General features: G+C 59.9%; 23 protein-coding genes. 17 read left to right on the top strand and 6 right to left on the bottom strand.

Annotated features, from left to right (window positions below; translation table 11 throughout):
* Positions 1-2 precede the first annotated feature (2 nt).
* The 4 genes from rplP (at position 3) to F0P97_RS01735 (ending at position 1,529) form a co-directional block, all read left to right on the top strand.
* On the top strand, positions 3-419 hold the full coding sequence (gene rplP / locus F0P97_RS01720) for a 50S ribosomal protein L16 (RefSeq protein WP_003059405.1): 417 nt from the start codon (positions 3-5) through the stop codon (positions 417-419).
* A gap of 10 nt (positions 420-429) precedes the next feature.
* Positions 430-627 (top strand): 50S ribosomal protein L29, encoded by a 198-nt coding sequence (gene rpmC, locus F0P97_RS01725; protein WP_003059403.1) that lies wholly within the window; start codon positions 430-432, stop codon positions 625-627.
* A 9-nt stretch (positions 628-636) separates the two neighbouring features.
* A complete protein-coding gene (rpsQ, locus tag F0P97_RS01730) occupies positions 637-906 on the top strand; it encodes a 30S ribosomal protein S17 (protein WP_003059401.1) in 270 nt (89 codons plus the stop codon).
* Between the two features lie 116 nt (positions 907-1,022).
* Positions 1,023-1,529 (top strand): peroxiredoxin, encoded by a 507-nt coding sequence (locus tag F0P97_RS01735; RefSeq protein ID WP_182285384.1) that lies wholly within the window; start codon positions 1,023-1,025, stop codon positions 1,527-1,529.
* A gap of 114 nt (positions 1,530-1,643) precedes the next feature.
* Here the strand turns inward: F0P97_RS01735 and F0P97_RS01740 are convergent, their stop codons facing one another.
* Positions 1,644-2,132, bottom strand: a complete 489-nt coding sequence (locus tag F0P97_RS01740) for a GNAT family N-acetyltransferase (RefSeq protein ID WP_182285385.1) — start codon at positions 2,130-2,132, stop codon at positions 1,644-1,646.
* 82 nt (positions 2,133-2,214) lie between these two features.
* Complete coding sequence (locus F0P97_RS01745; protein ID WP_182285386.1) at positions 2,215-2,919, bottom strand: cytochrome b/b6 domain-containing protein; 705 nt, start codon at positions 2,917-2,919, stop codon at positions 2,215-2,217.
* Positions 2,920-3,057: 138 nt separating this feature from the next.
* Here F0P97_RS01745 and F0P97_RS01750 point away from each other — a divergent pair, with 138 nt between their 5' ends.
* Positions 3,058-3,504: a c-type cytochrome gene (locus tag F0P97_RS01750; RefSeq protein ID WP_182285387.1), complete on the top strand. Its 447-nt coding sequence runs from the start codon at positions 3,058-3,060 to the stop codon at positions 3,502-3,504.
* 150 nt (positions 3,505-3,654) lie between these two features.
* Here F0P97_RS01750 and F0P97_RS01755 read toward each other — a convergent pair whose 3' ends face one another.
* A complete protein-coding gene (locus F0P97_RS01755) occupies positions 3,655-4,167 on the bottom strand; it encodes a TlpA disulfide reductase family protein (protein WP_182285388.1) in 513 nt (170 codons plus the stop codon).
* Positions 4,168-4,318: 151 nt separating this feature from the next.
* Between F0P97_RS01755 and F0P97_RS01760 the strand changes: the two genes are divergently transcribed.
* The 5 genes from F0P97_RS01760 (at position 4,319) to F0P97_RS01780 (ending at position 8,740) form a co-directional block, all read left to right on the top strand.
* Positions 4,319-4,885, top strand: a complete 567-nt coding sequence (locus F0P97_RS01760) for a hypothetical protein (protein ID WP_182285389.1) — start codon at positions 4,319-4,321, stop codon at positions 4,883-4,885.
* 97 nt (positions 4,886-4,982) lie between these two features.
* On the top strand, positions 4,983-5,438 hold the full coding sequence (locus F0P97_RS01765; protein WP_034359049.1) for a PTS sugar transporter subunit IIA: 456 nt from the start codon (positions 4,983-4,985) through the stop codon (positions 5,436-5,438).
* On the top strand, positions 5,407-5,676 hold the full coding sequence (locus tag F0P97_RS01770) for an HPr family phosphocarrier protein (protein WP_182285390.1): 270 nt from the start codon (positions 5,407-5,409) through the stop codon (positions 5,674-5,676). The genes F0P97_RS01765 and F0P97_RS01770 overlap by 32 nt, the downstream gene beginning before the upstream one ends.
* A 197-nt stretch (positions 5,677-5,873) precedes the next feature.
* Positions 5,874-7,649: a phosphoenolpyruvate--protein phosphotransferase gene (gene ptsP / locus F0P97_RS01775; protein ID WP_182285391.1), complete on the top strand. Its 1,776-nt coding sequence runs from the start codon at positions 5,874-5,876 to the stop codon at positions 7,647-7,649.
* 41 nt (positions 7,650-7,690) lie between these two features.
* Positions 7,691-8,740, top strand: coding sequence for a YwqG family protein (locus tag F0P97_RS01780; protein ID WP_182285392.1), 1,050 nt, complete (start codon positions 7,691-7,693; stop codon positions 8,738-8,740).
* Positions 8,741-9,230: 490 nt separating this feature from the next.
* Here F0P97_RS01780 and lipA read toward each other — a convergent pair whose 3' ends face one another.
* From lipA to F0P97_RS01795, 3 genes are read right to left on the bottom strand one after another with little or no spacing between them, the layout of a single operon-like run.
* On the bottom strand, positions 9,231-10,211 hold the full coding sequence (gene lipA, locus F0P97_RS01785) for a lipoyl synthase (RefSeq protein ID WP_003059385.1): 981 nt from the start codon (positions 10,209-10,211) through the stop codon (positions 9,231-9,233).
* Positions 10,212-10,221: 10 nt separating this feature from the next.
* Positions 10,222-10,914, bottom strand: a complete 693-nt coding sequence (gene lipB / locus F0P97_RS01790) for a lipoyl(octanoyl) transferase LipB (RefSeq protein ID WP_182287073.1) — start codon at positions 10,912-10,914, stop codon at positions 10,222-10,224.
* Positions 10,915-10,955: 41 nt separating this feature from the next.
* Positions 10,956-11,273: a YbeD family protein gene (locus F0P97_RS01795; RefSeq protein ID WP_003065410.1), complete on the bottom strand. Its 318-nt coding sequence runs from the start codon at positions 11,271-11,273 to the stop codon at positions 10,956-10,958.
* A gap of 378 nt (positions 11,274-11,651) precedes the next feature.
* Between F0P97_RS01795 and F0P97_RS01800 the strand changes: the two genes are divergently transcribed.
* The 7 genes from F0P97_RS01800 to atpG are packed head-to-tail and all read left to right on the top strand — an operon-like array spanning position 11,652 to position 16,841.
* Complete coding sequence (locus F0P97_RS01800) at positions 11,652-12,119, top strand: ATP synthase subunit I (protein WP_087085758.1); 468 nt, start codon at positions 11,652-11,654, stop codon at positions 12,117-12,119.
* A 13-nt stretch (positions 12,120-12,132) separates the two neighbouring features.
* Entirely contained in the window at positions 12,133-12,996 is an 864-nt protein-coding gene (gene atpB / locus F0P97_RS01805; protein WP_182285393.1) for a F0F1 ATP synthase subunit A, read from the top strand.
* A gap of 45 nt (positions 12,997-13,041) precedes the next feature.
* Positions 13,042-13,293: a F0F1 ATP synthase subunit C gene (atpE, locus tag F0P97_RS01810; RefSeq protein WP_003059376.1), complete on the top strand. Its 252-nt coding sequence runs from the start codon at positions 13,042-13,044 to the stop codon at positions 13,291-13,293.
* A 35-nt stretch (positions 13,294-13,328) separates the two neighbouring features.
* The gene (locus F0P97_RS01815) at positions 13,329-13,799 is read left to right on the top strand and encodes a F0F1 ATP synthase subunit B (protein WP_003059375.1); all 471 of its coding nucleotides are present in this window, start codon (positions 13,329-13,331) and stop codon (positions 13,797-13,799) included.
* A 12-nt stretch (positions 13,800-13,811) separates the two neighbouring features.
* Positions 13,812-14,351: a F0F1 ATP synthase subunit delta gene (locus F0P97_RS01820; RefSeq protein ID WP_003065404.1), complete on the top strand. Its 540-nt coding sequence runs from the start codon at positions 13,812-13,814 to the stop codon at positions 14,349-14,351.
* Positions 14,352-14,396: 45 nt separating this feature from the next.
* Entirely contained in the window at positions 14,397-15,956 is a 1,560-nt protein-coding gene (atpA, locus tag F0P97_RS01825) for a F0F1 ATP synthase subunit alpha (RefSeq protein WP_003065402.1), read from the top strand.
* 18 nt (positions 15,957-15,974) lie between these two features.
* On the top strand, positions 15,975-16,841 hold the full coding sequence (gene atpG / locus F0P97_RS01830) for a F0F1 ATP synthase subunit gamma (protein WP_003065400.1): 867 nt from the start codon (positions 15,975-15,977) through the stop codon (positions 16,839-16,841).
* Positions 16,842-16,855 lie beyond the last annotated feature (14 nt).

Raw genomic sequence — 16,855 nt, forward strand, 5'->3', positions numbered from 1 at the left:
ACATGCTGCAACCTGCACGCCGCAAGTTCCGTAAGGAACAAAAAGGCCGCAACACCGGCATCGCTACCCGTGGCAACTCCGTTGCCTTCGGCGATTTCGGTTTGAAGTCTACTGACCGTGGTCGTCTGACCGCACGCCAGATCGAAGCTGCACGTCGTGCAATTTCCCGTCACGTCAAGCGTGGTGGTCGTATCTGGATCCGCGTGTTCCCGGACAAGCCCATCTCTACCAAGCCCGCCGAAGTGCGTATGGGTAACGGTAAGGGCAATCCCGAGTACTACGTGGCCGAAATCCAGCCCGGCAAGGTGATCTACGAAATCGTGGGTGTGCCTGAAGAGCTGGCCCGTGAAGCGTTCCGCCTGGCTGCTGCAAAGCTGCCTCTGCGCACGACCTTCGTGTCCCGTCACATTGGTGCTTAAGGAGATCAACATGACGAAATCTGCTGAACTCCGCCAAAAAGACGTGGCTGGTCTGGAAGCTGAAGTGAAGTCCCTGCAAAAGGCTCACTTCGGTCTGCGCATGCAAAAGGCCACGCAACAACTGGGCAACACTGCGACCATCAAGGCTACACGCCGTGACATCGCTCGTGCCAAGACCATCCTTGCTGAAAAGCAAGCCGCCAAGTAAGGAGCCGACATGACGGAAGCTAAAACATCCCTCAAGCGCACCTTGATTGGCAAGGTGGTCAGCGACAAGCGTGCCAAGACCGTGACCGTTCTGGTGGAACGCCGCGTCAAGCACCCCATCTACGACAAGATCATGATCAAGTCGAGCAAGTACCACGCTCACGACGAGCAAGGTGAGTACAAGCTGGGTGACGTGGTTGAAATCACCGAGAGCCGTCCTCTCTCCAAGACCAAGAACTGGGTTGCTACCCGCTTGGTTCAAAAGGCTGCCCTGGTGTAAGCCTAACCAGGCCCGCCGGCTGCAAAGCCCTTGAAAACGACCCACAATGCTGTGGGTCGTTTTTTTATTTGGGCCGCCAAGAACGCGGTCCTTGCTTTGCAACAAAGGAGATAGTCATGATTAAAGTTGGTGATGCCCTGCCCGCAGTGACCTTGATGGAATATGTGGAAGTGGAAGGCAATGGCTGCAGCCTCGGCCCCAACCCCGTGAAGCTGCCCGAAGCTCTGGCCGGCAAGACTATTGCCGTGTTTGCCGTGCCCGGTGCATTCACGCCCACCTGCTCCGAAAAGCACCTGCCAGGCTATGTGGCCAAGGCCGAAGAACTCAAGGCTGCTGGCGTCGATGAAATCTGGTGCCTGGCCGTGAACGATGCTTTCGTGATGGGCGCCTGGGGCCGCGATCAGAAGGTGGCTGGCAAGGTGCGCATGATTGCCGACGGCGATGCGGCCTTTGCCAAGGCGACCGGCCTGACGCTGGACCTGAACGGCAAGGGCCTGGGCCTGCGTGCCAATCGCTTCTCGATGCTGGTCAAGGACGGCAAGGTCGCGACCCTGAACGTGGAAGCCCCCGGCAAGTTCGAAGTCAGCGATGCCGACACCATGCTGGCTCAGGCCAAGGCTTGATGGGTGAAGTCCCGAGCTGCTGCGCGCGGGAATGATGTTCTCGCCGTAAGGCAGCTTGGCATCACAGAAAAAAGGCATTGCCAAACTGGCAATGCCTTTTTCGCATTAGGGGGCTCAGAACAGGTTCGCCTTGAGGTAGTGCGCCCCTGGAAGCGGGTTGTGATAGTAGGGCTCGATCGACTCGAAGCCCAGATCCACATAGAGGGCGCGGGCAGACTCCATGTCGTCCAGGGTGTCGAGCAGCACATGGTCATAGCCGGCCTGGCGGGCTATGTCGAGCATGGTTTCGGCCAGTTGGCGCCCCAGGCCAAAGCCACGAAACGCCTTGCGCACGAACAGGCGCTTCATCTCGGCGGCATTGGGGTAGTCGGAGTCGTCCAGAGGGCGCAGCGCGCAGCAGCCCGCAATGCTGCCATCCACGCGAGCCAGCAGAATCTGTCCACGGGGCGCAGCATATTCCCCAGGGAGGGCGGCGAGTTCAGATTCGAATCCTTGAAATTCCAGGTCGATGTTCAGGCTGTCCGCATACTCTTGGAAGATCTGGCGCACAGCACCCATTTCCTCCAGGCTGGGCGTCAGCAAGTCCACGGCAGGCTTGTCCACGGCAACTAGGCGATGATGAAAGAAGGGTCAGTGTAGCGGCAAGTGCGCTTCATGGTTAAAGCGCAGGCGGCGTCGTCAGAACTCAGAAAGCAGCGCCCTGACCCAGTTGATGGACCCACCAGGACAGTGCGCTTGCCATCACGGCCAGTAGCACAGCCAGCATGCGGGTGGCAGCGGTGTCGCGGCTGGCGGCAACAGGTTCGGTCAGGCATTTGTCGCCCGTCACCATGGCGGGCACCAGCTTGTCGCCCTTGAGGCTGTAGCCGATGAGGGCCAGCAGATGCAGTGCGACCAGTGCGTAAACCAGGTACTGGCCCCAGTGGGCGTGGTAGTTGGTGGCCTTGGAGATCAACTCGCCCGAGACAAAGCGGGTCAGGGGGCCGCTGAAGGCAATTTCGTCATCGCTCATCAGTCCGCTGGCGATCTGCGCTATCAGAACGATGAGCATTGCGATGACCGACAGCGAGCCCAGCGGGTTGTGGCCTGCGCGGTCCTGCGTGGTCGACGCGCCGCTGAGATAGCGTTTCATGGCTGCTGCGGAGGGGATGAAGCTGCCAAAGCGTGACCAGTACCCGCCCACCAGGCCCCAGAGAATGCGAAAGACCAGCAAGGCCAGCACCACCTGTCCCAGTATCAGATGCCAATTCATGGCATTGCCGCCCATCTTGGCGGTGACGACCAGGGCCACGATGCAGATCGCCAACAGCCAGTGAAACAGGCGGGTGGGCAGATCCCAGATCCGAACTCTGTGGATTTTCGTGGCGGTTTGTGCGACGGACTCTGTCATGGCTTTTTTCATGGCTGATGGACCCGGGCATTGTGCCCTGGCAAGGCCGCAAGCCCAAATCGCGGCTTTTGGGTGACTCTGCCATACTGGTCAGGCAGCCGCCTGCGGCAGGCTGCAGAACCAAGAAAGGATACCCTGATGAAAGCTTTTTCCACTCTGGCATTCGCTGCTGTGGTTGCCACCGTGGCCCTGCCTGCCTCGGCCCAGTTCGCCAAGGCTGAAGATGCCATCAAATACCGCCAGAGCGCCCTGAGCGTGTTGGGCACGCATTTCAGCCGTCTGGGCGCCATGGCCAACGGCAAGATGCCCTTCGATGCCAAGAGCGCGCAGGAAAGCGCCGAGGTCGTGGCCTTCATGTCCAAGCTGCCCTGGGCTGGCTTCGGTGCCGGCACCGAAGGCGGCAAGGCCAAGCCTGAGGTGTGGAAGGAGCAGGCCAAGTTCCATGACCTGTCGGGCAAGCTGGAAGCAGAAGTCGTCAAGCTCAACGCCGCCGCCAAGACCGGCAATCTGGACAATCTCAAGACGGCTTTCGGCCCGGCCGCCAATAGCTGCAAGAGCTGCCACGACAGCTTCCGCAATAAGTAAGCCAAGACTGTTCTGCATCAAACAGACGCAAAAAAACCGGCATTGCCGGTTTTTTATGAGCGTCTTGCGCTTGTTGGTAGCTCATTTTAGCTGGATTGAAGCTTGAGATTCAGCAGCAGCATGCGCAGCCAGCTATGCTTTTGAATGAGCTCAGGCGTTCGCCGGCTCGGCCAGCAGCTTCTCGATCAGCTTGTGCAGTTGCTCAAAGTCGGGGGCGCCGATATAGCGCTTCACGATCTCGCCGCGCTTGTTGACGATGAAGGTGGTAGGGGTGAGCTGCACATCGCCCCAGGCCTTGGCCACGGTGCCGGTGTTGTCCAGCGCGACCTGGAAGGGCAGCTTGCGCGATTCGACGAAGTTCACGACATAGCTGGGCGGGTCGTAGCTCATGGCCACGGCCAGGGTGTCAAAGCCCTTGTCCCGATACTTCTGGTAGGTGCTGATGATCTCGGGCATTTCCGCCACGCAGGTGGTGCAGCTGGTGGCCCAGAAGTTCACCAGCGTCACCTTGCCTTTGAGCTCGGCGGTGGTTTTCTGGCTGCCGTCCAGCAGCACAAAGGTGGATTGGGGGGCTGTGGTCTGCCCTGCGCCCGAATACACCCAGGCCCCGACGCCGATGACGGCGGCCGCCACAATGCCTGCGATCCAATGTTTGCTTGCCATAGAGATTGATTGTGCACAAATCTTCAGCACCTTGCTGATCTGTGGTTTGGTGTGTCAAACCCGCCTAAAGTTCAGTTCTTACTGCTTGACCCACGGGTCAACCCTAGGCTTGTGTGACAGCTCGGGCCCGTGCCGCTGCCGATAATGGGTCATGAAGAAAACCGGACTCCGGGCCGTGAACTTGCTTGCCGGTTGCGCGCTGTTGCTGGCAGCCTGCAGCCCGGCGCTGAACTGGCGTACCACCCAGCTCAAGGATGCGCCGCTGCAAGCACTCTTGCCCTGCGATGCGCAAACAGCCGCCCGGCCGATAGAGCTGGGGCTGGGTCAGGTGCAACTGTCGGTCGTGGGCTGCGAGGCCCGGGGCGCGACCTATGCGGTATCGCATTTCGCCGTGGCCGAGCCAGCGCGTGCTGCCGAGGCTCTGACATTCTGGCAGCAGGCGGTGCTGGCACAGCTGAAGTCGGCAGGCGGCGTCGCGGCAAGGCTCAATGCCAAGGGCGACGGCCCATGGGTGCCCAAGGGGGTGCTGAATCTGCCGCAGTCCCTGCGCATCACGTTCGAAGGCCAGGGCCCGAGCGGACAGAACGTGGTGGGGCATGGCCTGTGGTTTGCTCGTCTGGAGGGCAGTGGTGCCAGGGTCTATCACGCCGTGATCTATGCCGACAAGCTCAGGCCTGCCGAGGCCGAGATGTTTTTTTCAGGCCTGCAATTGCAATAAGCCCCCATCCAGATCATGAGCTTTGCGCTTCATCCACCTCATTGCCCTTGTTGATCGAAGCAACAGGCCATAATTTGCTTTCAAGAACTGTGACTACATGACCACGCGCATTCTTTTGCTCACTCACGCTCCTTTGGCCGCTGCATTGCGCGAATGCGCCCTGCATGTGTTTGCCGATAGCGCTGACGATTTGCTGGCCCTGGACGTGCCTTCCGAAGAGGCGCCCGAGGCCACGCTGGAGCGCGCCCTGGCCATGCTGGTGGCACATGGCGGGCTGGATGCTCCGACCCTGGTGCTGACCGACCTGTTTGGCGCCACTCCATGCAATGTGGCCCAGCGTCTCACGGGCCTGTTGCAGGCCAGGCTGGTGGCGGGCGTGAACCTGCCCATGCTTTTGCGCTCCATCGGCTATCGGCATGAGCCGCTGGATGCCCTGGTTTCGCGGGCCATGGTGGGCGGCAGCCAGGGGGTGATGCAGGTAGCCGGCAGTTCTCGACAAAATCAAAGCGCACGACCTTCCAATGATCAAGACCAATATCACCATCAGCAATAAATTGGGCCTGCATGCCCGTGCATCGGCCAAACTCACCAAGCTCGCCGGCAGCTTCCCCTGCGAGGTCTGGCTGACCAAGGGCGAGCGCCGCGTCAATGCCAAGAGCATCATGGGAGTGATGATGCTGGCGGCAGGCATAGGCTCCGAGCTGGAGCTGGAAACCGACGGCGCGCAGGAGCAGGAGGCCACGGAGGCGCTGGTGGCCCTGATCAACGACAAGTTTGGCGAAGGCCAGTAAAAGCTGTTTCACCTGTGCCGCGGCTTGACCGCGCGGAGGTGGCAGTTAGCTCTTTTGATAGCGGGCAAGGTCTTGCTGTCAATAAAGTAGAGCTGTTTTGATGCTGTAGTGCAGCGATAGTTGGCGCTGACTGCTGCAAAAACAAGAGCAAGAAGCAAGCAAAAAGCAATCGCGAAATTCGCGAAAGGGCATTCGCTATGACATTTGCCATCCACGGCCTGGCCGTCTCCCGGGGGATTGCCATCGGGCGCGCGGTCGTTGTGGCCTCCAGTCGCATGGAGGTGGTGCATTACTTCATCCGGCCCGATCAGGTGGAGTCGGAGATCCAGCGTGCCCGCACGGCACGCAATGCGGTGATTGACGAGCTGCGCCGGCTTCAGGAGGAAATGCCCAAGGATGCGCCAGGCGAGCTGGATGCGCTGCTCGATGTGCATCTGATGCTGTTGCAGGACCAGGCACTGGCCGAGGCCATCCGCAACTGGATCTCGGAGCGCCTGTACAACGCCGAATGGGCGCTGACCACACAGCTGGAAATCGTCTCGCGCCAGTTCGACGAGATGGACGACGAGTACCTGCGCGAGCGCAAGGCCGATCTGGAGCAGGTAGTGGAGCGCATTCTGCGCCACATGAAGGGCGCGGCCAGTCCGCTTGCGCAGGTTGCGCCACCTTTGGCTCCGACGGGCGCCGCGCCTGCAACCGATGGGCAGCAGCTGCGTCTTGACGTCACCACGGAAACCCCGCTGGTGCTGGTGGCACAAGACCTGTCGCCTGCGGACATGCTGCAGTTCAAGAGCAAGGTCTTTGCGGGCTTCATCACAGCCGTGGGCGGCAAGACCAGCCACACGGCCATCGTCGCGCGCAGCATGGACATTCCGGCCGTGGTTGGGGCGCGGGCTGCAAGCCAGCTGATTCGTCAGGATGACTGGGTCATCATCGACGGCAACGAGGGCGTGGTCATCGTGGACCCCACGCCCATCATCCTGGCGGAGTACAGCTTTCGCCAGCGCCAGACTGAACTGGAGCGCGAGCGCCTGACCCGTCTGCGTTACACGCCGTCCCTCACCATGGACGGGCAGAAGGTGGAGTTGCTGGCCAATATCGAGCAGCCCAGCGACGGGGCTGCTGCCGTGCGTGCCGGCGCAGTCGGGGTGGGGTTGTTCCGTACCGAGTTTCTGTTCATGGGACGCAGCGGCAATCTGCCCGGCGAGGAAGAGCAGTACCGCGCCTATCGCGAGGCCATAGACGGCATGCAAGGCATGCCGGTCACCATCCGCACGCTGGACGTGGGGGCCGACAAGCCGCTGGACAAGGCACAGCCCAAGGACTACTACCTCAACCCCGCGCTGGGCCTGCGCGCCATACGCTGGAGTCTGGCCGACCCCGTCATGTTCCGTACCCAGCTGCGCGCCATTCTGCGCGCGGCAGCGCATGGGCAGATCAAGCTGCTGTTTCCCATGCTGGCCCATCGCAGCGAGATCGAGCAGACCCTGGCCCAGCTGCGCCAGGCGCAGCATGAGCTCGATGTGCGCGGCGTCGCCTACGGCCCGGTCAAGCTGGGCGCCATGATCGAGATCCCGGCGGCCGCCCTGACGGTGCGCAGCTTTCTCCAATATTTCGACTTTCTGTCCATAGGCACCAACGACCTGATCCAGTACACGCTGGCCATCGACCGGGCCGACGAAACCGTGGCCCATCTCTACGACCCCATGCATCCGGCCGTGTTGCGCCTGGTGGCCGAGGTGATCGCAGCGGCCAATGCCGCAGGCAAGGAAGTCTGCGTTTGCGGCGAAATGGCGGGCGATCTGAGCATGACCCGGCTGCTTTTGGGCCTGGGCCTGCGCAGCTTTTCCATGCACCCCGCGCAGATTCTGGCGGTGAAGCAGGAGGTGCTGCGTGCGGACACCGGCAAGCTTGCACCCTGGGCCAGTGAAGTACTGGTCAGCGAATGTCCGGCGCAGATGCTGGCGCCCTGAAGCACCCGGGGAACGACATCGAGGCAGGCAGAAAGGGATGGATGAATTACGCAGATTCGCAGGAAATTGCCCGCGCGCTCGAGCCGGTGCTGGAAGATGCGGCACTTGCGCAGCAACTGGCTGAGCAAGCCAGGCCGGCCGTGTGGTTGCAGACCACTGTGGTGGAGGATGAAGCGGAGATTGCGTCCGGCAGCACCAAATTTGGCGGCTGTCCCGATCTGCCTGCCGGTGTGGCCTGGCCCGAGCGCGGACGCTATCCGGACCATGAGCAGCGGGTGAAGCCCCATCGCGAAGACAGTGTTGCTCCCGACAGCCGCTGGCGATGGGCCAGGCCGGAGCAAGTCCAGCTGTTTCGCGAAGAGGCCTTGCAGCACGTCGCAAGGCTTGAAAGCACTTTTCCGCTGAGCTTTGTGGCGCAGATCAACTTCGCCGAAGCCCGCTCCGCCGGGACTCTGGATGCAGATTTCCCCGAGTCCGGACTGCTGTCCGTCTTCTACGACCTGATGGAGCAGCCCTGGGGTTTCGATCCTGCCGATGCCTGCGGGTTGAAGCTGATCTTCTCCGAGGGCGATGCCGCGCTCGAGCGGCGCCCGCAGCCGCCGGCGCTGCTAGAGCTGCCCGATCACTGCCAGCTCGCTCCTATGGCCTGCGAACTGCATGCCTGCGTCACGGCCCTGCCCCTGGAGAGCGCTCAGTGGGGTTCGCAGGGCCTGGCACTTGACGAAGAGCAGCGTGACCGCTTTGTCGAATGGTGGTTTGATGGCGCACAGAACGCTGCCAGCAGCGGTGGTGAGGACAGCGGTTGCCACCGCATCGGCGGCTGGCCCACGCCTGTCCAGGGTGATATGCAGACCGAATGCGCGCTGGTGGCTGCGGGGCATTACTGCGGTAATGGCGATGCCTACGCGGACGATGCCACGCTGGCTGTGCGCCATACTGCAACGCAGTGGCTTTTGCTGCTGCAGATCGGCAGTGATGAAAAAGGTGGCATGGGCTGGGGTGATGGAGGCCAGGTCTATCTGTGGATGCGCCGCGACGACCTGCGCGCACGTCGCTTCGACCGAGCGCGGCTGGTGCTGCAGTGTTGCTGAAACCGGCAGGCGCCGTAATTGCAGGTGTCAACGGTTGCGAAATGGCTGCAAAACAGGTGTTTACAGATTTCTTTTTGTCTGAAGTGAAAATTAATTGATATTGATTCTCATTTGATGTTAATATTCATCCGGCTTGCAGCGCAGGACTCTGGTGGGGTATTCAGTGCTGCATTGCTCAGTTTCATCGTGGGGCGACTCGTCGGGCCTGTTCAGCCTGCAGTCGTTTTTGCCAGCCAGCGGTTTGCCGGTTAGCCAGGCGTTTTTTTCGATGCAAACAGTGAGTTACTCAAAATTCATAGCTTTTGGCGCATGATATGCAACGATTGTGCTATGGATTGACTTTGTAAGTGCTACAGGAAAAGCGCATCAAGCTCCTTATTCAGGAGCTTTATTTTTGGGGAAATCCTGGAGCGCGCAGCACTGCCCATCGCATCCGGGCATGAAAAAAAGCAGCCACAGGGGCTGCTTTTGTGAGTGCTGTCTTCGGTGCTCAGACGCCGGCAGCATGTGCCTGCTGGTCGGCATGGTAGCTCGAGCGCACCATGGCGCCGACGGCGGCGTGGGTGAAGCCCATCTTGTAGGCCTCTTGCTCGAACATCTTGAAGGTATCGGGGTGCACATAGCGGCGCACGGGCAGGTGGCTGTTGGTGGGCGCCAGGTACTGGCCGATGGTCAGCATGTCGATGTTGTGGGCGCGCATATCGCGCATCACCTGCAGGATTTCCTCGTCCGTCTCGCCCAGGCCCACCATGATGCCGCTCTTGGTCGGCACATCGGGGTGCAGTTCCTTGAACTTCTTGAGCAGGTTCAGGCTGAACTGGTAGTCGGAGCCGGGGCGCGCTTCCTTGTACAGGCGCGGCGCGGTTTCCAGATTGTGGTTCATCACATCGGGCGGAGCCGACTTGAGGATTTCCAGTGCGCGGTCGTCACGGCCGCGGAAGTCGGGCACCAGGATCTCGATCTGCGTCTCGGGCGAGAGCTCGCGGATGTTCTTGATGCATTCCACGAAGTGGCCCGAGCCACCGTCGCGCAGGTCGTCGCGGTCCACGCTGGTGATCACCACGTACTTCAGGCGCAGCGCGGCAATGGTGCGCGCCAGATTCAGCGGCTCGTTCACATCCAGTGGATCGGGGCGGCCATGGCCCACGTCGCAGAAGGGGCAGCGGCGCGTGCACTTGTCGCCCATGATCATGAAGGTGGCCGTGCCCTTGCCGAAGCATTCGCCGATATTCGGGCAGCTGGCTTCCTCGCAGACCGTGTGCAGATTGTTCTTGCGCAGAATGTCCTTGATCTCGTAGAAGCGCGTGCTGGGGCTGCCGGCCTTGACGCGGATCCATTCCGGTTTTTTGAGGACTTCGGCCTGCTCCACCTTCACGGGGATGCGTGCCAGCTTGGCAGCAGCCTTCTGCTTGGCCAGCGGGTTGTAGTTTTCGGCGGACTGCGCTTCGCGCACGACTTCATTGGTGCTCATGATCTTGCCTTCAGGGAGAGAGACGCGCCTTCAGCTGGCGGCCCAGCACGGATGCGGCCTCGTCCCAGGTTGTCTGTACGCCGATTGTAGAAAGGTCCACCGTCCTCAGCCCTGCGTATCCGCAAGGGTTGATTCGCAAATAAGGTTCCAAATCCATATCGACATTGAGTGCCACTCCGTGGTAGGTGCTGTGGCGGCTGACCTTGATGCCCAGGGCGGCAATCTTGCCCAGGCCCTCGAAATGCGGCTCGGGCGCCGGGCTGCCGGCCTCGCGGTGTTGCGGTCGCTGCTCCAGCATGGCATGGCTGCGCGGATCGTCCAGGCGCACATAGATGCCGGGGGCACCTGCCACGCGGTGGCCGGTGACGCCGAAATGGTCCAGCGTGCGGATCACTGCATCTTCCAGCCGGTACACATACTCTTTGACGAAGTAGCCCATGCGCTGCAGATCCAGCAGCGGATAGGCCACCACCTGACCGGGGCCGTGATAGGTCACCTGGCCGCCGCGATTGGTTGCCACCACGGGAATATCGCCGGGATTCAGAACATTTTCAACTTTGCCGGCCAACCCCTGGGTGAAGTGGGGTGAGTGCTCGCACACCCATAATTCGTCACGTGTGGCCGGGTTGCGAGTGCGCGTGAACTCCTGCATCGCGACCACCGTTGCTTCATAGCCGGTGTGCCCCAGAAAGCGCAGATCCATGGCTTCGGGAGGCTGCAAGGCGGAAGCAATCGGGCTGTTGCTCACAGCACGACCTTCACCAGGGGGTGAGAGGTCAGTGCGCGGTAGGTGTCGTCCAGCTGCTCGCGGCTGGTGGCCGTGATGGTGATGGTCACGCCCAGGTAGTTGCCGCCAGAACTGGGGCGCAGCTCCACCGTGCTGGCGTCAAAGCTGGGGTCGAATTTTTCGGCGATCTTGGTGATTTCATGCACCAGATGCTCATTCTTGACGCCCATCACCTTGATGGGGAACTGGCTCGGATACTCGATCAGCGAATCCTTGCGCGGGTCTTCTTGCTGGCCGTTCTCGTTGGCGGCAGATGGGTTGGGCGTGTCGCTCATGAAGAGTCCTTGGCTGGAATGAAAAATTGCCGTTGGTGAAACAGCCGGTCAATGAGTAAGAAAGATTGTGCGCCACGCCGGGCAGCCCTGCGCGCGTGGGCCTAATCCATGGCTCGGCGAGGCCTGTCAACCGGCAAAGCCCCTGGCAGGCGGCAGACAATTCAGGGTAATCAGGTATTTCAATTAGGGCACACTCGCGCCGCACCAAAGCCGAGGGTGGCAGATGTTGTCACTCAGCGACAACCCTCAGGTCTTGTCAAAGACGTTTTGCGCATGACAGTATCAACCCCTATCTAACGACGGGGGTTTTTACTTATAATCAGAGGCTTTGTAAAAAAGTCTTGTCTGGTCAGCGGTGTGAAAGAAAACATGACAAACATGCCCGCTGATTTTCAGGATGAGGACGAAGTCGAAGACTTCAAGCCCCTGACTGCACAAGAAGCCTCTGCATGGCGTTCGCGCTTTCCGCAGGTTTCGGTCTGGCGCATCGTCATCGTTCAGACGCTGGTAGGCGTTATCGTGGCTTTGCTGTCGTGGTTGATCACGGGGCGTGCAGCCGCAGGCTGGTCGGCAGCGTATGGAGCGCTGGCGGTCGTGTTGCCCGCGGCGCTGTTTGCAAGAGGCGTGGTTCGTCAGCGGCCGGGAGGTGCCGGTGCGGCCATGGCAGGGATTTTCGGTTGGGAGCTGGTGAAGCTGGTGCTGTGCATTGCCATGTTGGCGGCTGCACCCAAGCTGGTACCTGACCTGAGCTGGCTGGCGTTGCTGGTTGGCTTGATTGTTGTGATGAAAACGTATTGGGTTGCGCTTCTGGTGCGATCCAGTGTCCAAAAACCGATTGATATTTGAGAGAAGTTGACCGATGGCCGCAGAAGCGCACGCACCAACTGCAAGTGAATACATCGTTCACCACTTGCAACACCTCCAGAACATCAAGCAGAAGTCCATCATCGACTTCTCCGTGTTCAATCTGGATTCGATTGCCGTGAGTGTGACTCTGGGCGCTTTGTGCCTGTTCGTCCTCTGGCTGGCTGCCCGCAAGGCGACTTCCGGCGTTCCCGGTCGTTTCCAGGCAGCGGTGGAAATGCTGGTCGAGATGGTGGACAACCAGGCCAAGGCCAATATTCACAACGCTGAATCTCGCAAGTTCATCGCTCCTCTGGCACTGACCGTGTTCGTCTGGATCTTCGCGATGAACGCCATGGACATGCTGCCTGTGGATCTGCTGCCCGTGCTGTGGCAGACCGCCCAGGGCGACTCCCATGCCTACCTGCGTGTCGTGCCTACTGCCGACCTGTCCACCACTCTGGGTCTGTCGACCGGCGTGCTGGTGCTGTGCCTGATCTACTCGGTGAAGATCAAGGGCATGGGCGGCTGGGCTCACGAACTGGTGACCGCTCCTTTCGGTACCTCTAAGAATCCCGTGTTTGCTGTGATCCTGGGTATTGTGAACCTGGCCATGCAAATCATTGAATACATTGCCAAGACGGTTTCGCACGGTATGCGACTGTTCGGCAATATGTACGCTGGTGAGTTGGTGTTCTGTCTGATCGCCTTGATGGGCGGTGCGGCTGCCATGTCGCTTTCCGGTGTGTTGCTCCCCGTGGGGCACATCATTGCAGGTTCGATCTGGGCGATCTTCCACATCCTGATCATTACCCTGCAAGCCTTCATTTTCATGATGCTGACGCTGATTTACCTCGGCCAGGCACATGAAGCTCACTGAAATCCTTTCTTTCACTCAACCTTTCTTTAATCCCTAGGAGTCATCATGGAAAACGTTCTCGGTCTCGTCGCTCTGGCTTGTGGTCTGATTGTTGGTCTGGGCGCTATCGGCGCTTCGATCGGTATCGCTCTGATGGGTGGCAAGTTCCTGGAATCCTCGGCACGTCAGCCTGAGCTGATCAACGAACTGCAAACCAAGATGTTCATCTTGGCTGGTCTGATCGACGCCGCCTTCCTGATCGGTGTGGCTATCGCTCTGCTGTTCGCCTTCGCCAACCCCTTCCAACTGGTTGCCTAAGCTCCGTTCAACGCCCTAAATAGAAAGGTGTTGCCGTGAGTATTAACGCGACCCTGTTCGTTCAGCTTGGTGTTTTCCTGGTTCTGGCGCTGTTCACGATGAAGTTCGTGTGGCCCCCGATCGCGAAGGCACTGGATGAGCGAGCCCAGAAAATCGCCGATGGCCTCGCTGCTGCCGACAAGGCCAAGACCGAACTGACCGCTGTCAACAAGCGCGTCGAGCAGGAATTGGCCCAGACGCGCAACGAAACAGCTTCGCGGCTTGCGGACGCCGAACGCCGCGCCCAGGCCATCATTGAAGAAGCCAAGGCCCGCGCGACAGAAGAAGGCAACAAGATTGTTGCTGCTGCCCGCGCTGAAGCTGACCAGCAAGCCATTGCTGCCCGTGAAGCCCTGCGTGAGCAAGTGGCAGCGCTGGCCGTCAAGGGTGCCGAGCAGATCCTGAAGAAGGAAGTCAATGCCGGTATCCACGCTGATCTGCTGAACCGCCTGAAGACAGAGCTGTAAGGAAAGCAAAAAATGGCAGAACTCGCCACCATTGCCCGCCCTTACGCCGAAGCATTGTTCAAAGCCTGCGCCGACAAGGCTGCAGATTTGAACAGCACTGTCGCTTGGGTGGAGGAATTGGCGGCGATTGCCGCCAATCCGCAATTGCGCCAACTGGCCGACAACCCGAACGTGAGCGACGCGCAAGTGTTCGATCTCATCACAGGTGTGGCCAAGTCGGCATTGCCCGAGTCCGCACGCAACTTCCTGCGTGTGGTCCTCGAAAACGGCCGTCTGGACGTGCTGCCTGAAGTGGCAGCCCAGTTCCGCAGCCTCGTGAACAGCAAGAGCGGCTCTTCGGATGCCGTGGTGTACAGCGCTTTCCCGATTGAGGATGCAGCGCTGGCCGAGCTTGGCGCCACGCTGGAAAAGCGCTTTGGCCGCAAGCTGAATCTCACCGTGAAGCTCGATGAATCGCTGATCGGTGGCGTTCGCGTTGTGGTGGGCGACGAGGTGCTGGACACCTCCGTCAAGGCCCGTCTGGAACAAATGAAAGCGGCCCTCACGGCGTAATGCGCTTGAGGTCTCGGCTAACACACAAGAAAGAAGGAAAGAGTCATGCAACTCAATCCCGCAGAAATTTCTGAACTGATCAAGAGCCGCATCGAAGGGCTGGCTGCTAGCACTGACGTCCGTAACCAAGGCACCGTGGTGTCGGTGACTGACGGTATCGTGCGCGTGCACGGCCTGTCGGACGTGATGGCTGGCGAAATGCTGGAATTCCCCGCAGGCGCCGACGGTCAACCCACTTACGGTCTGGCTCTGAACCTGGAGCGCGACTCCGTGGGCGCCGTGATTCTGGGTGCCTACGAGCACATCGCAGAAGGCAACACCGTCAAGTGCACCGGCCGTATCCTGGAAGTGCCCGTGGGTCCCGAGCTGGTCGGCCGCGTGGTGAACGCCCTGGGTCAGCCTATCGACGGCAAGGGTCCCATCAACGCCAAGATGACGGACGTGATCGAGAAGGTTGCACCTGGCGTGATCGCACGTCAATCCGTGGATCAGCCCCTGCAAACCGGTATCAAGTCCATCGACTCCATGGTTCCCGTGGGCCGTGGTCAGCGTGAACTGATCATTGGTGACCGTCAGACTGGTAAGACGGCTGTCGCTATCGACGCCATCATCAACCAGAAGGGCCAGGGCGTTATCTGTATCTACGTGGCTATTGGTCAGAAGGCTTCTTCGATCAAGAACGTGGTGCGCTCTCTGGAACAAGCTGGCGCGATGGACTACACCATCGTCGTGGCTGCGACCGCTTCCGAATCCGCTGCCATGCAGTACGTGTCGGCCTACGCTGGCTGCACCATGGGTGAATACTTCCGCGACCGCGGCGAAGACGCTCTGATCGTTTATGACGATCTGTCCAAGCAAGCCGTGGCCTACCGTCAAGTTTCGCTGCTGCTGCGTCGTCCTCCCGGACGTGAAGCCTTCCCCGGCGACGTGTTCTATCTCCACAGCCGTCTGCTGGAGCGTGCCGCTCGCGTGAACGCCGACTACGTCGAAGCCTTCACCAAGGGTGAAGTCAAGGGCAAGACCGGTTCTCTGACCGCTCTGCCTATCATCGAAACACAAGCTGGCGACGTGTCCGCTTTCGTTCCCACGAACGTGATTTCGATTACCGACGGCCAGATCTTCCTGGAAACCAGCCTGTTCAACGCCGGTATCCGTCCCGCTATCAACGCCGGTATTTCGGTGTCCCGCGTGGGTGGTTCCGCTCAGACCAAGGTTGTGAAGGGCCTGTCCGGCGGTATCCGTACCGACCTGGCTCAGTACCGTGAACTGGCTGCCTTTGCGCAGTTCGCTTCCGATCTGGACGATGCAACCCGCAAGCAGCTGGACCGCGGCGCCCGCGTGACCGAACTGCTCAAGCAGGCTCAGTACTCTCCTCTGTCGACCGCTCTGATGGCCGCTTCTCTGTTCGCAGTGAACAAGGGCTTCATGGACGATATCGAAGTCAAGCAAGTGCTGCCCTTCGAATCTGGTCTGCACCAGTTCCTGAAGACCAGCCACGGCGCTCTGCTCGACCGTCTGAACGAAAAGCGTGCTTTCGACAAGGAAGGCAAGGACGAAGCTGAACTGACTGCAGCCATTACTGCATTCAAGAAGTCCTTCGCTTAATACCGGCGAGGAGTCATCATGGCAGCAGGTAAGGAAATACGCGGCAAGATCAAATCGGTGGAAAACACCAAGAAGATCACCAAAGCCATGGAAATGGTGGCTGCATCCAAAATGCGCAAGGCGCAGGACCGGATGCTGGCTGCCCGTCCATATAGCGAAAAAATCCGCAACATTGCAGCCCATCTTGGCGAAGCTAACCCTGAATATGTGCATCCGTTCATGCAAGTGAACGATGCCAAGAAGGTCGGCGTCATCGTGGTGACGACCGACAAGGGTTTGTGCGGCGGCATGAACACCAACGTGTTGCGTGTCGTCACCAACAAGTTGCGCGAACTGCAAGATGCGGGTGTTGCGACAGATGCAGTGGCCATTGGCGGCAAGGGACTGGGTTTCCTGAACCGTGTCGGTGCCAAGGTGGTCTCTCACGCTACAGGCTTGGGCGACACGCCTCACCTGGACAAGCTCATCGGGCCTGTCAAGGTGTTGCTGGACCAATATGCTGAAGGCAAGCTGAGCGCGGTGTACCTGGCGTACACCAAGTTCATCAACACCATGAAGCAGGAGTCGGTGGTGGAGCAACTGCTCCCCCTGTCGTCCGAAAAATTGCAAGCCGAGAAGACGGGTGCATCCTGGGAATACATCTACGAGCCTGACGCTCAAAGCGTCATTGACGAACTGCTGGTTCGTTACGTGGAGTCCCTCGTGTACCAGGCAGTTGCGGAAAACATGGCGTCCGAGCAATCGGCGCGCATGGTGGCCATGAAGGCCGCTACCGACAACGCCGGCAACGTCATCAGCGAGTTGAAGCTGGTCTACAACAAGACGCGTCAGGCAGCGATTACGACCGAGTTGTCGGAAATCGTGGCAGGCGCAGCCGCTGTGTAAACGGCTTTAACGAA

Source organism: Comamonas testosteroni (assembly GCF_014076415.1).
GTDB classification, from domain to species: domain Bacteria; phylum Pseudomonadota; class Gammaproteobacteria; order Burkholderiales; family Burkholderiaceae_C; genus Comamonas; species Comamonas testosteroni_F.